General features: G+C 32.8%; 13 protein-coding genes. 12 read left to right on the forward strand and 1 reads right to left on the reverse strand.

The window, feature by feature from the left end; all coding sequences use genetic code 11:
- Positions 1 to 223 precede the first annotated feature (223 nt).
- The 12 genes from AA81_RS04850 (at position 224) to AA81_RS04905 (ending at position 17,734) form a co-directional block, all read left to right on the forward strand.
- The gene (locus AA81_RS04850) at positions 224 to 1,366 is read left to right on the forward strand and encodes an ROK family transcriptional regulator (protein ID WP_103898384.1); all 1,143 of its coding nucleotides are present in this window, start codon (positions 224 to 226) and stop codon (positions 1,364 to 1,366) included.
- Positions 1,367 to 1,390: 24 nt separating this feature from the next.
- Positions 1,391 to 4,381 carry a glycoside hydrolase family 38 N-terminal domain-containing protein gene (locus AA81_RS04855; RefSeq protein ID WP_103898385.1) on the forward strand — a complete coding sequence of 997 codons (2,991 nt, stop codon included), beginning with the start codon at positions 1,391 to 1,393 and terminating at the stop codon, positions 4,379 to 4,381.
- A 39-nt stretch (positions 4,382 to 4,420) separates the two neighbouring features.
- Entirely contained in the window at positions 4,421 to 5,686 is a 1,266-nt protein-coding gene (locus tag AA81_RS04860) for an ABC transporter substrate-binding protein (protein ID WP_103898386.1), read from the forward strand.
- A gap of 122 nt (positions 5,687 to 5,808) precedes the next feature.
- Positions 5,809 to 6,699 carry a carbohydrate ABC transporter permease gene (locus AA81_RS04865; protein ID WP_103898387.1) on the forward strand — a complete coding sequence of 297 codons (891 nt, stop codon included), beginning with the start codon at positions 5,809 to 5,811 and terminating at the stop codon, positions 6,697 to 6,699.
- A gap of 12 nt (positions 6,700 to 6,711) precedes the next feature.
- Positions 6,712 to 7,554, forward strand: coding sequence for a carbohydrate ABC transporter permease (locus tag AA81_RS04870; RefSeq protein WP_103898388.1), 843 nt, complete (start codon positions 6,712 to 6,714; stop codon positions 7,552 to 7,554).
- Complete coding sequence (locus tag AA81_RS04875; protein WP_103898389.1) at positions 7,554 to 9,737, forward strand: glycoside hydrolase family 38 N-terminal domain-containing protein; 2,184 nt, start codon at positions 7,554 to 7,556, stop codon at positions 9,735 to 9,737. Before AA81_RS04870 ends, AA81_RS04875 begins: the two co-directional genes overlap by 1 nt.
- A gap of 36 nt (positions 9,738 to 9,773) precedes the next feature.
- Positions 9,774 to 10,967, forward strand: coding sequence for a DUF5005 domain-containing protein (locus AA81_RS04880; protein WP_103898390.1), 1,194 nt, complete (start codon positions 9,774 to 9,776; stop codon positions 10,965 to 10,967).
- A gap of 12 nt (positions 10,968 to 10,979) precedes the next feature.
- On the forward strand, positions 10,980 to 12,746 hold the full coding sequence (locus tag AA81_RS04885) for a class I mannose-6-phosphate isomerase (protein ID WP_103898391.1): 1,767 nt from the start codon (positions 10,980 to 10,982) through the stop codon (positions 12,744 to 12,746).
- 25 nt (positions 12,747 to 12,771) lie between these two features.
- Positions 12,772 to 13,668: an ROK family protein gene (locus AA81_RS04890; RefSeq protein ID WP_103898392.1), complete on the forward strand. Its 897-nt coding sequence runs from the start codon at positions 12,772 to 12,774 to the stop codon at positions 13,666 to 13,668.
- Positions 13,669 to 13,818: 150 nt separating this feature from the next.
- Positions 13,819 to 14,610 (forward strand): alpha/beta hydrolase, encoded by a 792-nt coding sequence (locus AA81_RS04895; RefSeq protein ID WP_103898393.1) that lies wholly within the window; start codon positions 13,819 to 13,821, stop codon positions 14,608 to 14,610.
- 55 nt (positions 14,611 to 14,665) lie between these two features.
- Positions 14,666 to 16,051 carry a glycoside hydrolase family 38 N-terminal domain-containing protein gene (locus AA81_RS04900; protein ID WP_103898394.1) on the forward strand — a complete coding sequence of 462 codons (1,386 nt, stop codon included), beginning with the start codon at positions 14,666 to 14,668 and terminating at the stop codon, positions 16,049 to 16,051.
- Positions 16,052 to 16,066: 15 nt separating this feature from the next.
- A complete protein-coding gene (locus AA81_RS04905; RefSeq protein WP_103898395.1) occupies positions 16,067 to 17,734 on the forward strand; it encodes an alpha-mannosidase in 1,668 nt (555 codons plus the stop codon).
- Between the two features lie 37 nt (positions 17,735 to 17,771).
- Here AA81_RS04905 and AA81_RS04910 read toward each other — a convergent pair.
- On the reverse strand, positions 17,772 to 18,169 hold a 398-nt coding region (locus AA81_RS04910; RefSeq protein WP_211292658.1), incomplete at its 5' end, for an iron hydrogenase small subunit.

An 18,169-nucleotide genomic window follows, 5' to 3' on the forward strand; every position in this document is an offset into this window, starting at 1 on the left:
TTTTCGTTTAGTAAGTGCAAATATATCTCCTAATAAATAAATTTTATAAATTAAATATGAAAAATTAAGATTTTTGTATCTAATCGCTATTATTTGTTTTTAATTGCCTCTAATTCCGTATAATTTGCTTTTATCAAACTTGACTTTTGATGAAAGTAGATATAAAATATAATTAATAAAGACTCTATACTTATTAACCAAAGTTTTAGGAGATGAAACCTTTTTGAAATCACCCAATGAAATGGTACGCATTAACAATTCTATAAAAGTTTTGAATCTACTAATCAATAAAGAAATGTCCAGAGTGAATATTGCGGAAGAAACCGGATTAACCAAAACTACTATTGGAGATATAGTGAGGAATTTTTTAAATATTGGCTTCATTGAAGAAGTAAAAGTTTCTCCCAATGGTGTAGGAAGGCCATCCATAAATTTGAAAATAGTTAAAGATTTTGCATACGTTATTGGAATTGGAATACTAAGAGATAGCGTGAATGGTTGTTTAATTGATTCAAGTGGAGAAGTCCTTTACAATGTTGATTATCCCTATACAGAAGGGAATCCACAAATAAACATAGTTTACAAAGCGATAGATGAGTTGATGAGGAAAGCGGAACTTACAAATAGAAAAGTCAAAGTAATATCTTTTGGGGTTCCTGGTCCTTTAGATACAGAAAAAGGAATAATTAAAGAACCACCAAAATTACCAGAATTCGCTAATTTCCCTTTAATAAAAAAGATAAAAGAAAAATATAATGTATTTGCTTACTTAGAGAATGATGCTGATATGGGTGCAATTGGGGAAAAGTATTATGGGAAAGGAAAAGATTTAGACTCTTTCATTTACATCCTTTATGATAAAGGCATAGGTGCGGGAATAATAATCAATAATCATCTTTATCATGGAGTCAATGGATATGCTGGAGAAATAGGTCAAACTATTATCGTGAAAAATAATAAGATGAAATATTTTGAAGATGAATATGGAATTGATTTAATAGTCAAAAAAATAGAAGATAAAATTTTAAAACCGGTTAAAGACATCGAATATGTAAGTCATTTATCAGAACATCAGAAAGAAATTGATGAAGTAATTAATAAAGTAGCTAAACAATTTTCAATTATTATTCTTTCACTTATTCATTATTTTGGAATTTCTTCTATTTTTATAGGAGGAAAGGGAAAATATTTGGGTAAGAGTTTTTTAGAAAAAATAAATGAAACGGTCAAAAGATACTTATTTCACAAGCAAGAAACAAGCATCGTTTATTCTGATGTTGATGAACCTGTAATATCTTTAGGGGCTGCAAAGTATGGGTTAATAGAATTTTTAAAAGAGTTGATACAAGAAAAATTTAAACTTTAATATGATGAAAAGGAAGGTGAAAACATGGAGAAAAAGATAAAAGGATTTACAATAAAAGATTCTGTTTTTTATGTGAAAGAATCAAACAAACTTAAAAAAGTACTCTTTGTTGACTTGGAGGTAGAAAAAGAAATATCTGAAGCGGAAATCACATTACTCAATAAGAAGCACAAAATTTCTAAGAAATTTCCAAGGATTGAATCTGGGAAAACTCGGCTAGAAATGTATGTGCCTGAAGTAAATGAACCCACTAAATATGAGGTTCTTCTCAGGGATGAAACAGAAGAGTTGAAAAGTAATGTAATAGTAAATCCCGAAAGACATTGGAAAATCTTCATAATTCATCATAGTCACTTAGACATAGGTTACACTGATCCCCAACCAGAGGTCATAGATCATCATTTAAAATATTTGGATCAAGCTTTGGAACTATGCGATCTTCAAAATAGTAACTCAGAAAATGATTTTAAATGGGTAATAGAAGTTACATGGCCTCTTAAATATTGGTTGAAAAGCAGACCAAAATCACAAATTGAAAGGATGATCCAAAGAATAAAGGAAGGAAGGATCGAAGTTTGTGGAGCTTATATGAATATGCATACAGAAGCGTATGATATTGATGAACTCGCTGGAACATTTGAACTAACTCAAAGACTTAGGGATGAATTTGGTATCAAAATTGATGTCGCTATGCAAAGCGATGTACCAGGGCATACCAAAGGTTTTTTAAAATGCTTGACAGACATAGGAATCAAATACCTTTCTGTTGCTCACAATTATGCTGGACGATCTATTCCTTTTCTACTTCCAGGGAAAAAATTGGAGCGTCCGTTTTTTTGGGAATTGGAAAATGGAAAAAAGGTTTTGGTGTGGTACACAGATACCCCTCATGGTGTTTATATGGAAGGAAATAATATCGGAATAGACAAAAGTTATGAAGAAGTTTATGAAAAGTTACCAGAACTGCTACAACAATTAAAAGGTGAAAATTATAGATTCGATGCTGTTCACCTTCGTGTACAAGGAAGAGGTTGGGACAACGCGGGACCAAGTATTACACCTTCTGAAGTTGCTAAAAAATGGAACGAAAAATGGGAATATCCTAAATTAATCATCTCAACCAACAAACAATTTTTTGAATATATAGAAAGCCACGATATTCAAGATATTCCGGTTTTTAAAGGTGATTGGACAGACTGGTGGTCTGATGGGATTGCCTCAAATGCCTACGCAATGGGGTTAAATAGAACAACTCATAATATTTTGAGATCGGCTGAAACTCTCCTTTCGATTATAGAAATGAATTACAAAGATCAAACCTATCCAAAAGGAATATTAGATAGCGCTCGTGAAAATATGGTCTTATTCGATGAGCACACGTGGGGGGCTTGGAATCCTTGGGAAAATTCATTAACTTACAACACTTCTGGTGAAATACAATGGTCTATAAAGAAAAACTTCGCACAAAATGCATATAATAAAAGTCTGTTCGAATATCGTAAAGCCTTACATTTATTACCAATCTTGGTAGATAATAAGGTTGTTAGTGAAAACAGCACGATATTTGTTTACAATCCTTCTTCTTTTGTACGAACCGATATAGTCAAAGTATTCATACCTTTAGGAAAATGTGACGTTAGAAAACCATTTAAAATCGTTGATGAAGATGGAGAGGAAATAAAGTTTAACTTAAGGTTACAAACAGGGGAAATACCGAGACCTCTTGGAGCTGAGGTAACTTTCGTTGCAAAAGATGTTCCTGCTATTGGGATAAAATCTTATTCAATATTAAAAAAAGAAGAAAATGAATTTCCAAAAGAAGTCTCTAGCAAAGAAGAAAAGTATATTTTAGAGAACTCCTTTTACAAAATATCTCTTGATCAGGCAAGTGGGACAATAAAAAGTATTATAGATAAAGAATTAGGAGAAGAACTTGTTAATCAAAATGCTTTCTTTCAATTCAACGAGTATATTTACGACCAATTTACAACAGCACCTCGATTTAATCATTTATCTAGCAGAATAGAAGGAAAAGCAGAAACTCTTCTTGGCCATAGATATTCATCAAACAAAACTATAACTCTACGAAAAGACATATTAAACTTCGAATTTGGCGATAGACATCCAGAAATCTTATCGAAAATAAAAATTTTAAAAGACAATCAGATATATCAAAAAGCTATTGTGACTCTACATGTTCCAGGTTGTGAATGGATAGAACAAGAAATAGTTTTATACAACGAAATAAAAAGAATAGATTTTGTTAATAGGATAAAAAAAATTGAAACAGAAACTAAAGAAGCAGCGTATTTTGCTTTTCCTTTCAACGTAGAAAATGGAAAAATAAGATACGAAATAACTGGGGAAGATATATCTTTAGATGATGAGTTTGTTCCAGGCTCATGTCATTATATGAAAGCCATACAGAATTGGCTCTCTGTAAGTAATTCAAAATACACTATAATTTGGGGAACCAAGGAAGCTCCTTTGATACAACTAAAAAATATTTATATCCCATATAATCCATTTGAGCCTACTCTCAAATCCGATGAACAAACAACAGTGTATTCATACGCTTTGAATAATATCTGGGATACAAATTTTCCAAACAAACAAGGAGGAGAAATCGAATTTCATTATAGTATAACTAGTCACCAGGGATCTTTTGACCCAATAAAAGCTTATAGGTTCGGCACGCAAATACAAAATCCCTTATCAGGGGTGACCTTTCCATATGAATTGATTAAAAAGAATGTTTCATTCGTATCTGTTGAACCAGAAAACGTTTTGATTTTAGCTGCAAGAAAGGTAAGAGAAAACAGGTTTCAAATTCGACTTCAAGAAATTAGTGGAAAAAATTCATTTGGCACTTTGCGAATACCAAATATCAAAATAAAAAACGTATATGTTGCGAATATGGGGAATGGTGAGTTAAAACCTATAGAAAATAAAGTCGATGAGATCGCCTTTAGTATTGAGAAGAACAGTATTCTAACATTAATATTCGATATATAATTGATTATTTACATCATTTTCTAAAAGGAGGAGATATTTATGAAATTAGGTAGGAACTGTTTGGTAATTTTCTTTTTGTTGGCGTTGAGCATTTCATTCTTTGGGGAACCAGTTGTTATAAGATTCTGGCATACCTACGATGCAGGTGTATCCCAGGAAACAATTAATCAAATAGTCGCAGAATTCAATGAAAGCCATGAAGGAGAAATAAAAGTAGAATCGTTGGGCATATCCTTTTGGGATTATTGGGATAAAATTCGTATAAGCTTAGCAGCAAAGCAAGAACCTGACGTTTTTTTAAATGACCTTGGAAATGTTCCAATGAGAGCCTCTACCGGAGTGTTGTTGGATTTAAGTCCTTATATTGAAAAAGCAGGAATAGATCCTGAAGATACTTTCTTTGAAGCACCCTTAAATATGTGTAAATGGGAAAGTGGCTTGTACGCTCTACCGTTTGAAACAGATGTTAGATTTATGTACTATAACAAAGATTTGTTTGCCGAAGCTGGGCTTGACCCCGACCGCCCTCCACAATCATGGGAAGAACTGTGGGAAATGGCAGATAAGATCACAAAAACTACTCCCCAAGGTGATTATGAGGTACTCGGTTTTAACCCAATATATGGACAATCCTACTTCTGGATGTATGTATGGGGAAACAATGGATCTTTTTTAGACGATGAAGGAAATCTTAAACTGAATAGTCCTATTGTTGCAAAATCCCTTGAGGAATGGAAAGAAATGATCGATCGTTTAGGCTTTGAAAGACTCCAAGAATTCAATGCAACTTATCCTCTTGGTTTAAATGATGCATTCATAAATGGCAAACTTGGAATGGTCATCCAGAATAACACCTTTTTCAGCCAAATAGAAACTTATGCCCCTGATCTCAACTATGGAGTCTTTCAAATACCATACCCCGTGAAACCTGCAAGTTGGTCCAATGGATTTTCTATTGAAGTATCATCTAGAAGTCCCAATAAAGAGGCTGCAGCTGAATTTGCTCTTTATTTACTCAGTGAATATCCTCAATATCTTTTTGCAAAGAACGTTTCTTCCCTTGTAGGGAACCAAAGAGCAGCAACATCTCCGGATTTAATGGAAAATGAACTATGGAAAATAGCTGTTGAAACTTTAGAAATCAGTAAATTTAGACCCTTTGTACTAGAATATCCCCTCTGGTATGAAGATTTACAAACTGCCGTTGATACAGTGTTATACGGTGAATCCTCCCCCCAAAAAGCACTTGACGATCTTCAAAAACGGGTAGAAGCAGAAATAGAAAGATATAGACTTACACATTAGGATCTACTGAAAAAAGTTCTTTAGACTTTTCTTCAAAATACTCGAATTAGGTGCTGTTGGCGCCTGATTCGAGTATTAATAAAAATCGTTTTTATTTATAAGCTTTTGGAGGTACTGAAAAAATGTTAAAAAAAACAAAAAGATCTTTTTGGAAGAAAAAAAGTTCTATGGGTTATTTATTCGCGGCTCCATGGATTATTGGACTTACCTGTTTCATAATAGGACCGATAATCGCTTCCTTTTTCTTAAGTTTCACCACATATGATATGATCAATCCTCCTAAATGGATAGGTTTTACAAATTATAAGATACTTTTTACTTTAGACCCCACATTTTGGAAAGCCTTGGGAAATACTTTCTATTATATGTTTGGATCGGTTTTTTTTAAAGTTTTGCTTGGTTTAATTTTTGCAGTTTTATTGAATAATGCAGCTAAATTTATGGGTATTTTCAGAACAATATTTTTCCTCCCTGTAGTTTTACCTGCAGTCCCCGTAATGTTCCTTTGGATGATGTTGTTTAATCCTAGAAGTGGTTTAATAAACCAAGTCTTAAGTATTTTTGGAATAGATGGGCCACTTTGGTTAAATTCCCCTATTTGGTCTAAGCCTGCTCTTATATTAATGAGTTTATGGGGGATAGGTGGTATCATTGTGATTTTTTTAGCTGGTCTTCAAGGTATCCCGACGGAACTGTATGAAGCTGCGGAGTTAGATGGAGCGAACAAGATACAATTGTTTTGGAAAATAACGGTACCAATGTTAAGACCCATTATTTTTTTCAATTTTGTTACTGGCCTTATTGGTGCATCCCAGGTTTTTACCGAAGCCTATGTGATGACAGGAGGAGGTCCATTAAAATCAACGACATTTGTAAATTTATTGATTTATCAACTGGCTTTTAAAGATGTGAGAATGGGATACGCGTCTGCAATTTCAGTTATAATGTTTTTGATTTTAGTTCCATTGACTATATTCTTGTTTAAAATATATCAAAGGCAAACTCAACTTTAAGGGGCTGTTAATATGAAAAGTCAGAAAAGGATGAGACTGATAAGAAAAATTCTTCTTTATGCTATACTAATATTCTTTAGTGTAATATTTTTGATTCCTCTTTTTTGGATGATTTCCACATCATTGAAACCTGAATCTCAGGTCATGTCCGTTCCTATTCAATGGTTTCCAAAACCAATCCAATGGAAAAACTATTTGGAAGCCGTGAAAGCATTCCCATTCTTTAGATACTTTTCAAACACTTTACTATTAGCTATTTTAAACGTTGCAGGTACCTTATTTAGTGCCTCACTTGTTGCATACAGTTTTTCAAAACTACATTGGAAGGGTAGAGATCAATTATTTTATATAACCATAGCAACGATGTTTATACCTACACAAATTTTAATCATACCTACTTATCTTTTATTTTCAGAATTGGGTTGGGTAAATACTTATCTTCCCTTGATAGTCCCGGCATTTTGCGGAGGAGGCGCTTTTAATATATTCCTACTGAGACAATTCTTTGTTTCAATACCTGATGAATTATTAGAGGCAGCTAGAATTGATGGAGCATCAGAATTTAGAATTTATTCTCAAATTGTGCTACCTCTATCAAAACCCGTGTTGTTGACTGTCTCAATCTTTACTTTACTTTTTACGTGGAACGACTTCTTTGGACCTTTACTTTATTTACACGATCCAGCTAAATGGACTCTTGCAGTAGGACTAAGAAGTTTCCAACAGCAGTATACGACCACTTGGAGCTTATTGATGGCAGCCTCAACTCTTTCGGCTTTTCCTTTAATAATTATATATTTTATATTTCAAAAAAGGATAACAAGTGGTTTCGCTTTAAGCGGGAGTGGTAAATAATGAAAAAAATGATTCTAATTATAATAATCATTGTTCTATCTATAACTTGTACTTTTGGGAAAATTGATAAAGTATTTATAATCCCTTTTAGTCATTTGGATATCGGCTTCACCGATACTCAAGAAGAAGTCTCTAAGGAATATGCAGAGATGGTGGATAACCTAATAGAAATAATGGATACTTTTCCAGATTTTTCCTTTACAATCGAAACTTTTTGGCAATTACAACAATGGTTAGAAACATCTCCAGAACCATGGAAAGTACAAAAACTAGTTCAATATATTAAAGAAGGGCGTTTGGAAATAGGAGGTGCATACGACTCTATGCATACAGGTTTTATGAACTATCTCTCATTATCAGAGACATTTAAGGATTCCAAAAAATTCGCAGAAAAAAATAATTTTACAATAACCACTGCAATTATGAACGATGTTCCAGGATATACACAAGATTTACCAGATATTCTTTTCGAAAATAACATCTCTTACTTTATGACTGGAATAAACGATAAATATGCTCAAGTTCTTCAACTCCCTGCACCTGTAAATATTTTTTATTGGCAAGGCCCAAATGGCAAGAAAATCCTTACTTGGGTAACTAAGGCAAGTTATATGGAGGGAGTCAACTTCAAAAGTATTTCCTCAATAGAAAGTTATGCAAAAAAATTAGAAGACGAAGGTTATCCCTACGATGCTGTGGCTATTTTACTAGCAAAAGACAATGGAGGAATAGAACCAGGTTTGGTTAGTTATCTAAATCTTCATGAAGCTTCTAAATTTTCTGAGCTTGAAATTGTATTTTCAACACCTACCGCTTTTTTTGAATACATGGAAGAAAGATACCAAAGTGTTATTCCAACTTATAAAGGTGATTGGTCAGGCTTTTGGGAAAGTGTAAAAAGCGGTGGCCCCTTTTCATCATCCCTCATTAGATGGAGCCAAGAAATTCTACAGGAAATAGTTTCTTTAGACCTTATAAACCAAAATAATCCTTTGTATGATATTGCAATAAAAAGTATTTTATTATATTCTGAACATACTGCCGCTCCAGGAGCGGGTTGGCCAGGAAATTATACTTTAGAACAAAATTACATTTTTAATAAAACAGTTGTTGATTATGCTTTCACAGCCTATAATACCGTTCTAAATATAATTAATGAACTAACACCAAAAGAACCAGAATCTAACAAAATCTATGTATTTAATCCTGGAAATTCTGAAAAAGAAACATTGTTAAGATTTGAACTAGGTGAATGGGACCCAAACAGTAGAGTTGTTATCAAGCTAAAAGGTGAAGAATATGTTGCTTATCCTTATTCATTAGACTCTATCAATCCATGGGAACAAGTTGCTCAAGGTTACGAAGTATACGTAAAATTACCCATAGGTATTTCAGAAATCAATATTATAAACCGAATTCCTACTACTTATGAAACCAAGAAAACAGAAAGCTCAATTATAGAAAACAATTTTTACACAATAAAATTAAACTCAGATGGAAGTTTTAACGTATTCGATAAAGAATTAAACACTTGTGTAGTTAATAATGGGGGAATAATTGAATATAGTTTCACAAATTCTATTCAAAAACATGAAAGAGAAGAATTAGTAATCGATTCCGTTAAAACTATAAAATATCCTCAAAAGAGTGTTATGATAGCAGAATTCACAGATTCACCTATCACAAAACTTGAAATTATTTTACCTAAAAATGAAAAAAATTTTCTCTTTAATTATTATTTTGATATAAATAAGATTCCTTATGTTCCTTACGATAAGCACTCGATAAATTTTTACTTAAAAATCCCTATAACCCAGGAAGGCACCTTCTCTTATAATGGCCCAGCTTCTCTTGTGAAAGATCCTTACGAATTTCCCGCGTTAAGACCAGAACAAGTTTCTGTTCGAGATTTGGTTGCCGTAGAAACGAAGGATTATACTGTGACCCTTGGAAGTAGGCAAGCTTTCTTGTTTGGTTATAATGAAAAAAGTGGTTACATCGATTGTCTTCTATTAAGACATTATGATGAAGCAGCAACGAAAGATTTAGGGATTACCTCACTTGGAGAAGTTGAACCAGGAAGTCCCAATATTCTAAAGTACTCTTTTTTCTTTTACACAGGGGATAAAATAGATGAGTTTGGAGTTGAAAATTTTTATAAACCACCAATTATTTTAAAATAATTTTTAAAACAATAAGACAAAAAGGAGTTGTTTTAAGTGAATAATCCAACTAACCAAGTAAGAATAAAGAACGTAACATATTTGGGGAAAATTTTTAAAAATAATACATCCAAAGTTTTAGGTCATGACGGTGCTTATTCAATTCCCCTAGAAGATGGAAGATCTTTTTGGACTTTTGGAGACACCTTACTAGGCCCTGAGCTGAAAGGATATGATCCTAAAAAAGAATTGTTAGATGTATGGTTGGCAAGCAACTGGGCAAGCAACAACATAGAAATGATTGCCAATACTGGTTGTTTTACTAATACTAGAAGTGGAGAGGAACTTTTATCTACAAATCCTATATATATAGAAAAAAAGGGTAAAGCAGACAAAATAATACCAATGGTATTAGCTCCCAATAGAGGAAAAAGATACAGACCAATTTGGCCAATGGACGGTATTATGATCAATAAAAAACTCTATATATTTCACATTTTTGTAGACTGCGGCCTTTTTGACATTACTAAAAAAGAGCAACAATTAGATATTAATTTATACGGAGTAGGATTAGCAAAAGCTAATTACCCTTACGTAACTTTTAAAAGAATAAAACCATCTGTTTATCCTTGTCCACCTAAAGATTTATCTAATTATTGTGAATATCCCTATATTTGGTGGAATTGTGAAAGCAACGGGAAAAATGATTCAATACCTGCCTTTGGCACTGCAGTATTAAATAATCCTGTCAACGGATATGTCTATATTTACGGAAGTAAAGTGGAAGAGAAAAATCATGAATTGATTCATGGTGTTTATTTATCCCGTGTACAAACCGATGGTATTGAAGACATAAGCAAGTATGAGTACTATTCAAATGATGGCTGGAGTAAAGCCCCCGAAAATTTGAAAATACTTTTTGATGGGAATGCTAACGAACTTTCAGTATCTTACAATTCTTATTTAGAAAAATACATTACAATTTATTCATATGCAGGAAAAACGGATTCAAAAGATGTTGTTTCTGAAGGAGCCATGGAAGAAATCCATCTTAGAGTCTCAGACAATCCAGAAGGCCCATGGAGCGATCCTATTACAATTTATAAACCTAAGAAATCGTGCCCTTTGGACATTTGCTATGCTGGAAAGGAACATCCCGAATTTAGTGAAAAAGGTGGAAAAATAATCTACTTCACATTTGTAAGCCATCAGAGATACTGGCCAGAATTAGTTCAAATAGAATTTGAATAGAAGGTGAGGAAATTGAATTATTCAAGAGATGATATTAATACAATTCCCAAAACAAATTTAATTTTAGAACCAACGCTGGAAAAAACAGAGGAAGTTGTTGAACTAATAATACAAAGATTTATGACAAAAATGAAATATCCAATATTGGCTTTTGATGGATATATTGGGGCAAATTGGGAGATCGTTTTTAAAATCAAAGAGCTTTTAGAAAATCAAGACATTCAAGTTAAGTTGATAGATAGCCGTTACTTTTATAAGGATCCTAACAATATATGGGAGATTATACAACCATTCATAAGTTTTGATCCTCATTTTGGTAAAATGTTTAAAGGAAAATTAGAAGATTTAATGGCTGAAGAAAAAATAGAAGGTTTTAAAAAGACTATTAATCAAACAAATAATGAAGTTATCATAGTTTATGGTTGCGGTTCAGTTAACAATTATATGAATACTGAGTACGATCTAATATTTTATACCGATGTAACCCATGAAAACCTTTTAAATTATCTCAAAGAAGAAAAACTTTGGTTCATCCCCGAAAATGTTTCTACCGAAAATGGAGTAGCTGATGTTGGAATGTCAATTCAAACATTTAAGTTAACAAGATATATACTTATTCCTATTTTTAACGAACATAGAAGAGCACTCTTAAAGAAAATGGATTTTTATATAGACAATAATAATAGCCTAAAAATTTTACCAAAGTCATCCTTTAAACATCTAATGTTAGAATTAGCACAACGACCTTTCAAGCTCAAACCTTTATACATACAAAGTCCATGGGGCGGGGATTGGATGAGGAGAAAGAGAGGTTTGCCTACTAATTTTAATAATTTAGCTTGGACTTTTGAAGCCGTTACTTCCGATATGAGTTTATTAGTTAATTTTGAAGAAGATACATTTGAAATTCCTTTTGATTCTTTTTTGGCATCGAACCCAAAGACTATCATGGGTGAAAAAGCTTTTAAAAAATATAAATATTTTTTCCCAATCAGAGTTCATTACGATGATAGTTACAATGGAGGAAACATGGCAATTCAAGTTCATCCAGATGATTCTTACGTAAAAAAGTTTTTTTCAGAAAATGTTGGACAACAAGAAGCCTATTATATTGTTGAAACCAAAAATTCTTCGAAAGTCTTTTTAGGACTAAAGAAAGATACAGATTTAAAAAAGTTTTATGAGGAAGCTCTAAAATCCAAAGATAGGAAAGTTCCTTTAGAATATGAAAAATACGTTAATGCTTTTCCAAGCAAACCTGGGGATCTCTTTTTAATCCCTTCTGGAACAATACACGCGTTGGGAAAAGACCAAGTTTGTCTAGAAATAGGGACAAGTTATGGTTATACATTTCATGTCTACGACTATCTAAGGCCAGATCTAAGCGGAAATCTTAGGGAAATTCATCTTGATCATGCGTTTAGAATGTTATCTTCAAAATTACAAATAAACAAAGAACCAAGTAAGTTAAAGCCATTACCACTAATGATTTACAAGTGCGATGACTCAGTTGAATACTTACTCGGCAAGAGAAATGACATGATTTTTGAAGTTCATAGGGTTGATTTTAAGGAAAGATGGGAGGATAACACCAACGGAGATTTTCAAATATTAACATTAATTAAGGGAGACAATCTATTCATTAAACCAAAAAACAAGGTTTTGGGTAGGACAACTCTACAGAATTTAAGAACAATAATTATTCCTGCTTCACTGGGAAATTATGTTCTAGAAAGTGATGAAAGCTGCACGGTTATAAAAGTAACTTTAGCAAAATAATCAATCTTAGTTGGAGGATGATAAAGTGTACGCTGTAACTTTGGATATGGGAGGGACTTACTTAAAATCCGCAATTGTTAATGATAAAGGAGAAATTTTAGAAGGAAGTTTTAATAAAAAACCGTCGAAGTCCAAATGTTCAAAAGAGACAATAATAAATAATATAGTAAATTTATTGAACTTGGAAATAAGAAAAGCATCAGATTTATCTTTAGATATAGTCGGTCTGGGGATTGGAATACCTGGACCAGCGGATTATGAAAAGGGGATACTATATATTCCTCCAAAACTAAATAAATATCATTCCCTATATGGAGTAAATTTAAAAGAAGAAATCGGCAAAAAAGTAGGAATTGAAAATATCATATTCGATTCTGATGCTTTTTTATTTTTGAGGGGTGAAAAATGGATAGGAGCAGCAAAGAATTTTAACAGAGTGATTGGGATTACGCTAGGCACAGGGTTAGGATCCGCATTTATAATTGACGAAGAAATAATTGTAGACAGCAAGATTACTCCCCCCCAAGGTTGGATAGGGGGAATGAAATTCAAAAATGGGATCGTAGAAGATATTATTTCAGCAAGGGGGATCGTTTCCCGTTTTAAGCAATTAAAAAAGGATAGTTCGATTTGTACCGTTGAAGAAATAGCAGCCCTTGCTTCGAATGGAGATAAAACGGCTAAGCAAGTTTTTGAGGAATTGGGAAAAACTTTAGGAGAGGTTTTGAAGCCTATTGCAACAAAATTCAAGCCTGATTGTATAGTCTTGGGAGGTCAAATATCAAAATCTTTCTATCTATTCGAAGAAACTTTAATTCAGGAGTTAAGAGCCTTACCTTTCGATGTTAGAGTGGAAGTTGCAAATTTTATTGAGTTAAGTTCTCTATATGGTGCAGCAAAACTTGTTTTTTCTACTTTTTAAAAAAATAGAATAAGAGTTATATACAAACTTAATCTTCTTCAATATTATACCTAAAAAATACTATTTAATTTAAAATGTAAAATCTTGAAATGTAGTTATGAACAGTTAAATTTTAAAATTTATTAAATTTATTATATAAAGGTGATAAAAATGGATAAAGGGTTTGTTTATGAATCGCTTGCATTCTATAGTGAATCAATGAGAAGGTACATGAAATATTCTATATATCTTCCTTCTAATTATGAATCTGATTTTAGAAAATTCCCACTTGTGTATTTGTTGCATGGTTATAATGGTAATGAACTGAATTGGATCCAAAAAGGCCAAATCGATCAGACTTTAAATTATCTGATTTATAAACAGCAGATTCCTCCATTCGTTGTAGTGATGCCAGATGCAGGAAATAGCTGGTATATAGACTCTTCCGAAGATAACAAATACGAAAGCGCCATAGTTAATGATTTAGGAAATTATATAGAAAATAGATTTGAAGTTAGCTCCGAAAGGGAAAACAGGTTCATTTGTGGTTTATCAATGGGTGGTTATGGTGCTTTAAAAATTGCTTATAAATATCCTACAAAATTTTATGCGGTTGGGAGTTTAAGTGGTGTAATCACCCGACAAATTCCACCCAAGGGAAAAATTGAAACTGTTCAAGATGATAATTGGCCTTTTACTTCAGAAAATTGGGAGAAAGAAAACATTTTTAATTACCTCGACTCTCTTAAACAAAGCGGAGTAAATATTCCTACATATCTTACTTGCGGATATGATGATTTCTTAGGACTTTATTTGGGAGCATGTGATTTACACCATCAGTTACAAATAAAAAATCTTCTTTCGGAACTTCATATTAAAGCAGGTAATCATGATTGGAAATTTTGGAAAGAAGAGATTAAAGAAGTATTAAAATTTTTCACAAAAATTATTGAAATATACTAATATATTAGCTGTGTTATCATTAATTGAAACGCTATCTGGGAGGTCAAAACAAAACATGTTAGAAAACATAACCAAAAAAAAGTTAGAAAATGGATTAAGAGAAGTTAAAAAATTACAAACGCTTAGTATTCTCGAAATTCCACAAATGGAATACTTTGAAGACAAAGAAAGAAGATTTAAGCCTGAATTCAACGGTTCAATAGACTGGAAAAAGATAGAAAAAGAGGAAAAGTGGGGAGGGTACGATAAGGTATTTTGGTTTAAAAAAAATATTGAGTTACCTGAGAATATTGGTGAAGAAAGGCTTTTTTTGAGGGTTTCTTTGGAAAAAGATGGTGATTTAGACGTTATTCCTGACTATCCTGAATCTTTACTCTTTGTAAATGGTCAATTCGTTCAAGGCATAGACAAATACCATAAAGAGGCCCTAATATCTCCAAAGATTGTACAAGGAAATGCATTGAGCATATACTTAAGGTCATGGACTGGCTTGAGAGGGGAATTAAATTATATTTTTTCAGGTTTGGAACTTTACAAAATAGAAAAATATTCACAAAAGTACTATTTCCTAGCAAAGAATATTCTTGACACAATCGATCAACTCGGTGAAAATGATATTGTGAGAGTAAAATTGCTCAATATTTTAAACAAGTCTTACAAAAGAATAAATTTTACAAAACCTCGATCCAAAGAATATTATGAATCAATAAAAGACAGTTATAATTTTTTGCAAGAAGAATTGAAAAAACTAAGAAATTTTAAAATGGATTCTCCAAAAGTTGTTTTGACAGGCCATTCTCATATAGATATGGCATGGCTTTGGACAATTTTACACACAAGAGAAAAAGCACAAAGAACCTTTTCGACGGTTCTCAATCTAATGCAAGAGTATCCAGAATATATATTTATGCACTCTTCTCCGGCATTGTATAAGTTCTTAAAAAACGATTACCCTGAATTGTATGAAAAAGTAAAGGAAAAAATAAAAGAAGGCAAATGGGAAGCAACTGGTGGTATGTGGATAGAATCGGATTCCAATATTTCTCCAGGTGAATTTTTGATAAGGCAGATACTATTTGGGAAAAGGTTTTTAAAAGAAGAGTTTGGAGTTGATTCTAAGGTTGTATGGTTGCCCGATGCATTTGGTTACACATATGCCCTTCCTCAGATAATAAAAAAAAGTGGGATGAAATACTTTGCTACAACCAAAATAAGCTGGAATGAAATCAACAAATTTCCTTACGATACATTTTGGTGGAAAGGCATCGATGGGACTAAAATCTTATCTCATTTTATTACAACGCCTGATAGAAACAATTACTTTTATACCTACAACGGTATGGTGGAACCTTTCACGATAAAAGGGATATGGGATAACTACAAACAAAAAGATATAAATGATGAATTACTTCTTGTCTTCGGTTGGGGAGATGGGGGATGAGGCCCAACATATGAAATGTTAGAAAATTATCAAGCAATAAAAGAAATCCCAGGTTTACCCCAAGTGGAGATGGGAAGAGTAGAAGACTACTTTGAGAGATTGGAAGAAAAAATAAGAGATGAAAATATCCCAGTTTGGGATGATGAGTTGTACTTCGAATTACATCGAGGTACGTATACTTCACAAGCCTTTGTGAAAAGGGAAAACAGAAAATCAGAAGTATTGTACCATAACGCAGAATTTTTAAATTCTATGGCTTTGAAATTATTTAAAGATTTCGAATATCCCAAAAATTCTTTGAATGATGGTTGGGAACTGTTATTATTAAACCAATTCCACGATATTTTACCGGGTTCCTCAATAAGAGAGGTTTATGAAGATACAAGAAGGGATTTTGAAAAGATAAAGGGAATAGCGAACAAAGAGATTGAAAGAGCTATTTCTATGATTTCAAAGGAAATAAAAAGCGAAGAAGACAGTTTGGTATTATTCAACACCACCCCCTTTGAAAGAGACGAGATTTTAGAGCTAGAAAACGGTAAAAAAACGTTGATTAGAGGAATACCCTCTTTTGGCTATAAAAGTATTAAGGTATCCAATTTGGAGCAGAAGCAAATTGTTGAAAAAATGATTGTGAAAGAAGATTACATTGAAAACAGATACTATATAATCGAATTCAACGAAAAAGGGCAGATTAAAAGATTATACGATAAAGAAAATAAAAGGGAAGTATTGGAAGAAGGGAAATTGGGAAACGTGCTACAAGCTTTCGAAGATAAACCTTACTTTTTTGACGCTTGGGACATTTCTCCTTATTTTAACGAAAAGATGAAAGAGGTTACTGATTTAATCGAAGTAAAAGTAGTTGAAGAGAATCCTTTAAAAGGTGTTCTCAAATTCTCATGGAGGTTTTATGATTCCATTATTGAACAGAAAGTCATCGTATACAACCACACAAGAAGAATCGATTTCGATACCCATGTTGATTGGAAAGAGAAGCAAGTTTTATTAAAAACAGCTTTTCCTGTTAATGTAAGGAGCACAAAAGCCACCTACAACATACAATTTGGGAACATAGAAAGAAGTACAACCAACAACACAAGTTGGGATATAGCAAAATTTGAAGTCCCAGCACAGAAGTGGGCGGATCTTTCAGAAGCAAACTATGGAGTTTCCTTACTAAACGATTGTAAACATGGGTACGATATAAAAGAAAACGTTATGAGACTCACTCTTCTCAGATCCCCAATCGAACCCGATGAAACCGCTGATAGAACGGATCATGTATTCATTTATTCTCTTTTACCACACGCTGGAACATGGAGAGATTCGCAAGTAATACAAGAAGCCTATAAATTGAATTACCCTGTAATAGTTAAAAAGATAGAAAAAAACCAAGAAGGAAGTTTCCCTGATATTTTCTCTTTTATCAAGGTCAACGATTCTGATGTGGTAATTGAAACCATAAAAAAAGCGGAAGATGATAACTCTATACTTGTTAGACTTTTCGAAGATAAAGGCAGTCGAAAAAGTAAAGTGGAAATAGAATTTTTTAGGAGTATAAAAAAAGCGGTTGAATGTAATTTAATTGAAGAAGCAGAAAAAGAAACCGCTTTTAAAGATAATAAAATCGTATTCAATATAACCCCTTACGAAATAAAAACCTTTAAAGTGTGGTTTTAATTCAAGCTAAAGGCGGATTTTCTCCGCCTTTAGTTTTTTAAAGCCATTCTCTTTGCACATAATGAGTATGCAACAATTGATGTGACTTTTCGCTTCCCGGCTTTCCCAAATATTCGTTGTATAGTCTAACAATTGATGGATTTTCATGGGATTTTCGAATTATCTTTGATTTGTCAACAACATTTAATGCCTCGATTCTCTTTTTAATCACGTTGAAATCACCATGATGGTACGGTTGGCCACCGCCTCCAACACAACCTCCTGGACAAGCCATAATTTCGATTAAATGTAAGTCTATTTTTCCCGATTGAACGTCTTCCAAAAGTTTTCGTGCGTTACCCAGGCCATAAGCAACTCCAACTCTTAATTTTTTCCCATTAATTTCAACTTCTGCAACTCTTAGAGAGTCATAACCATGGAGCTGTTCAAATTCTA

Source organism: Petrotoga halophila DSM 16923, from assembly GCF_002924615.1.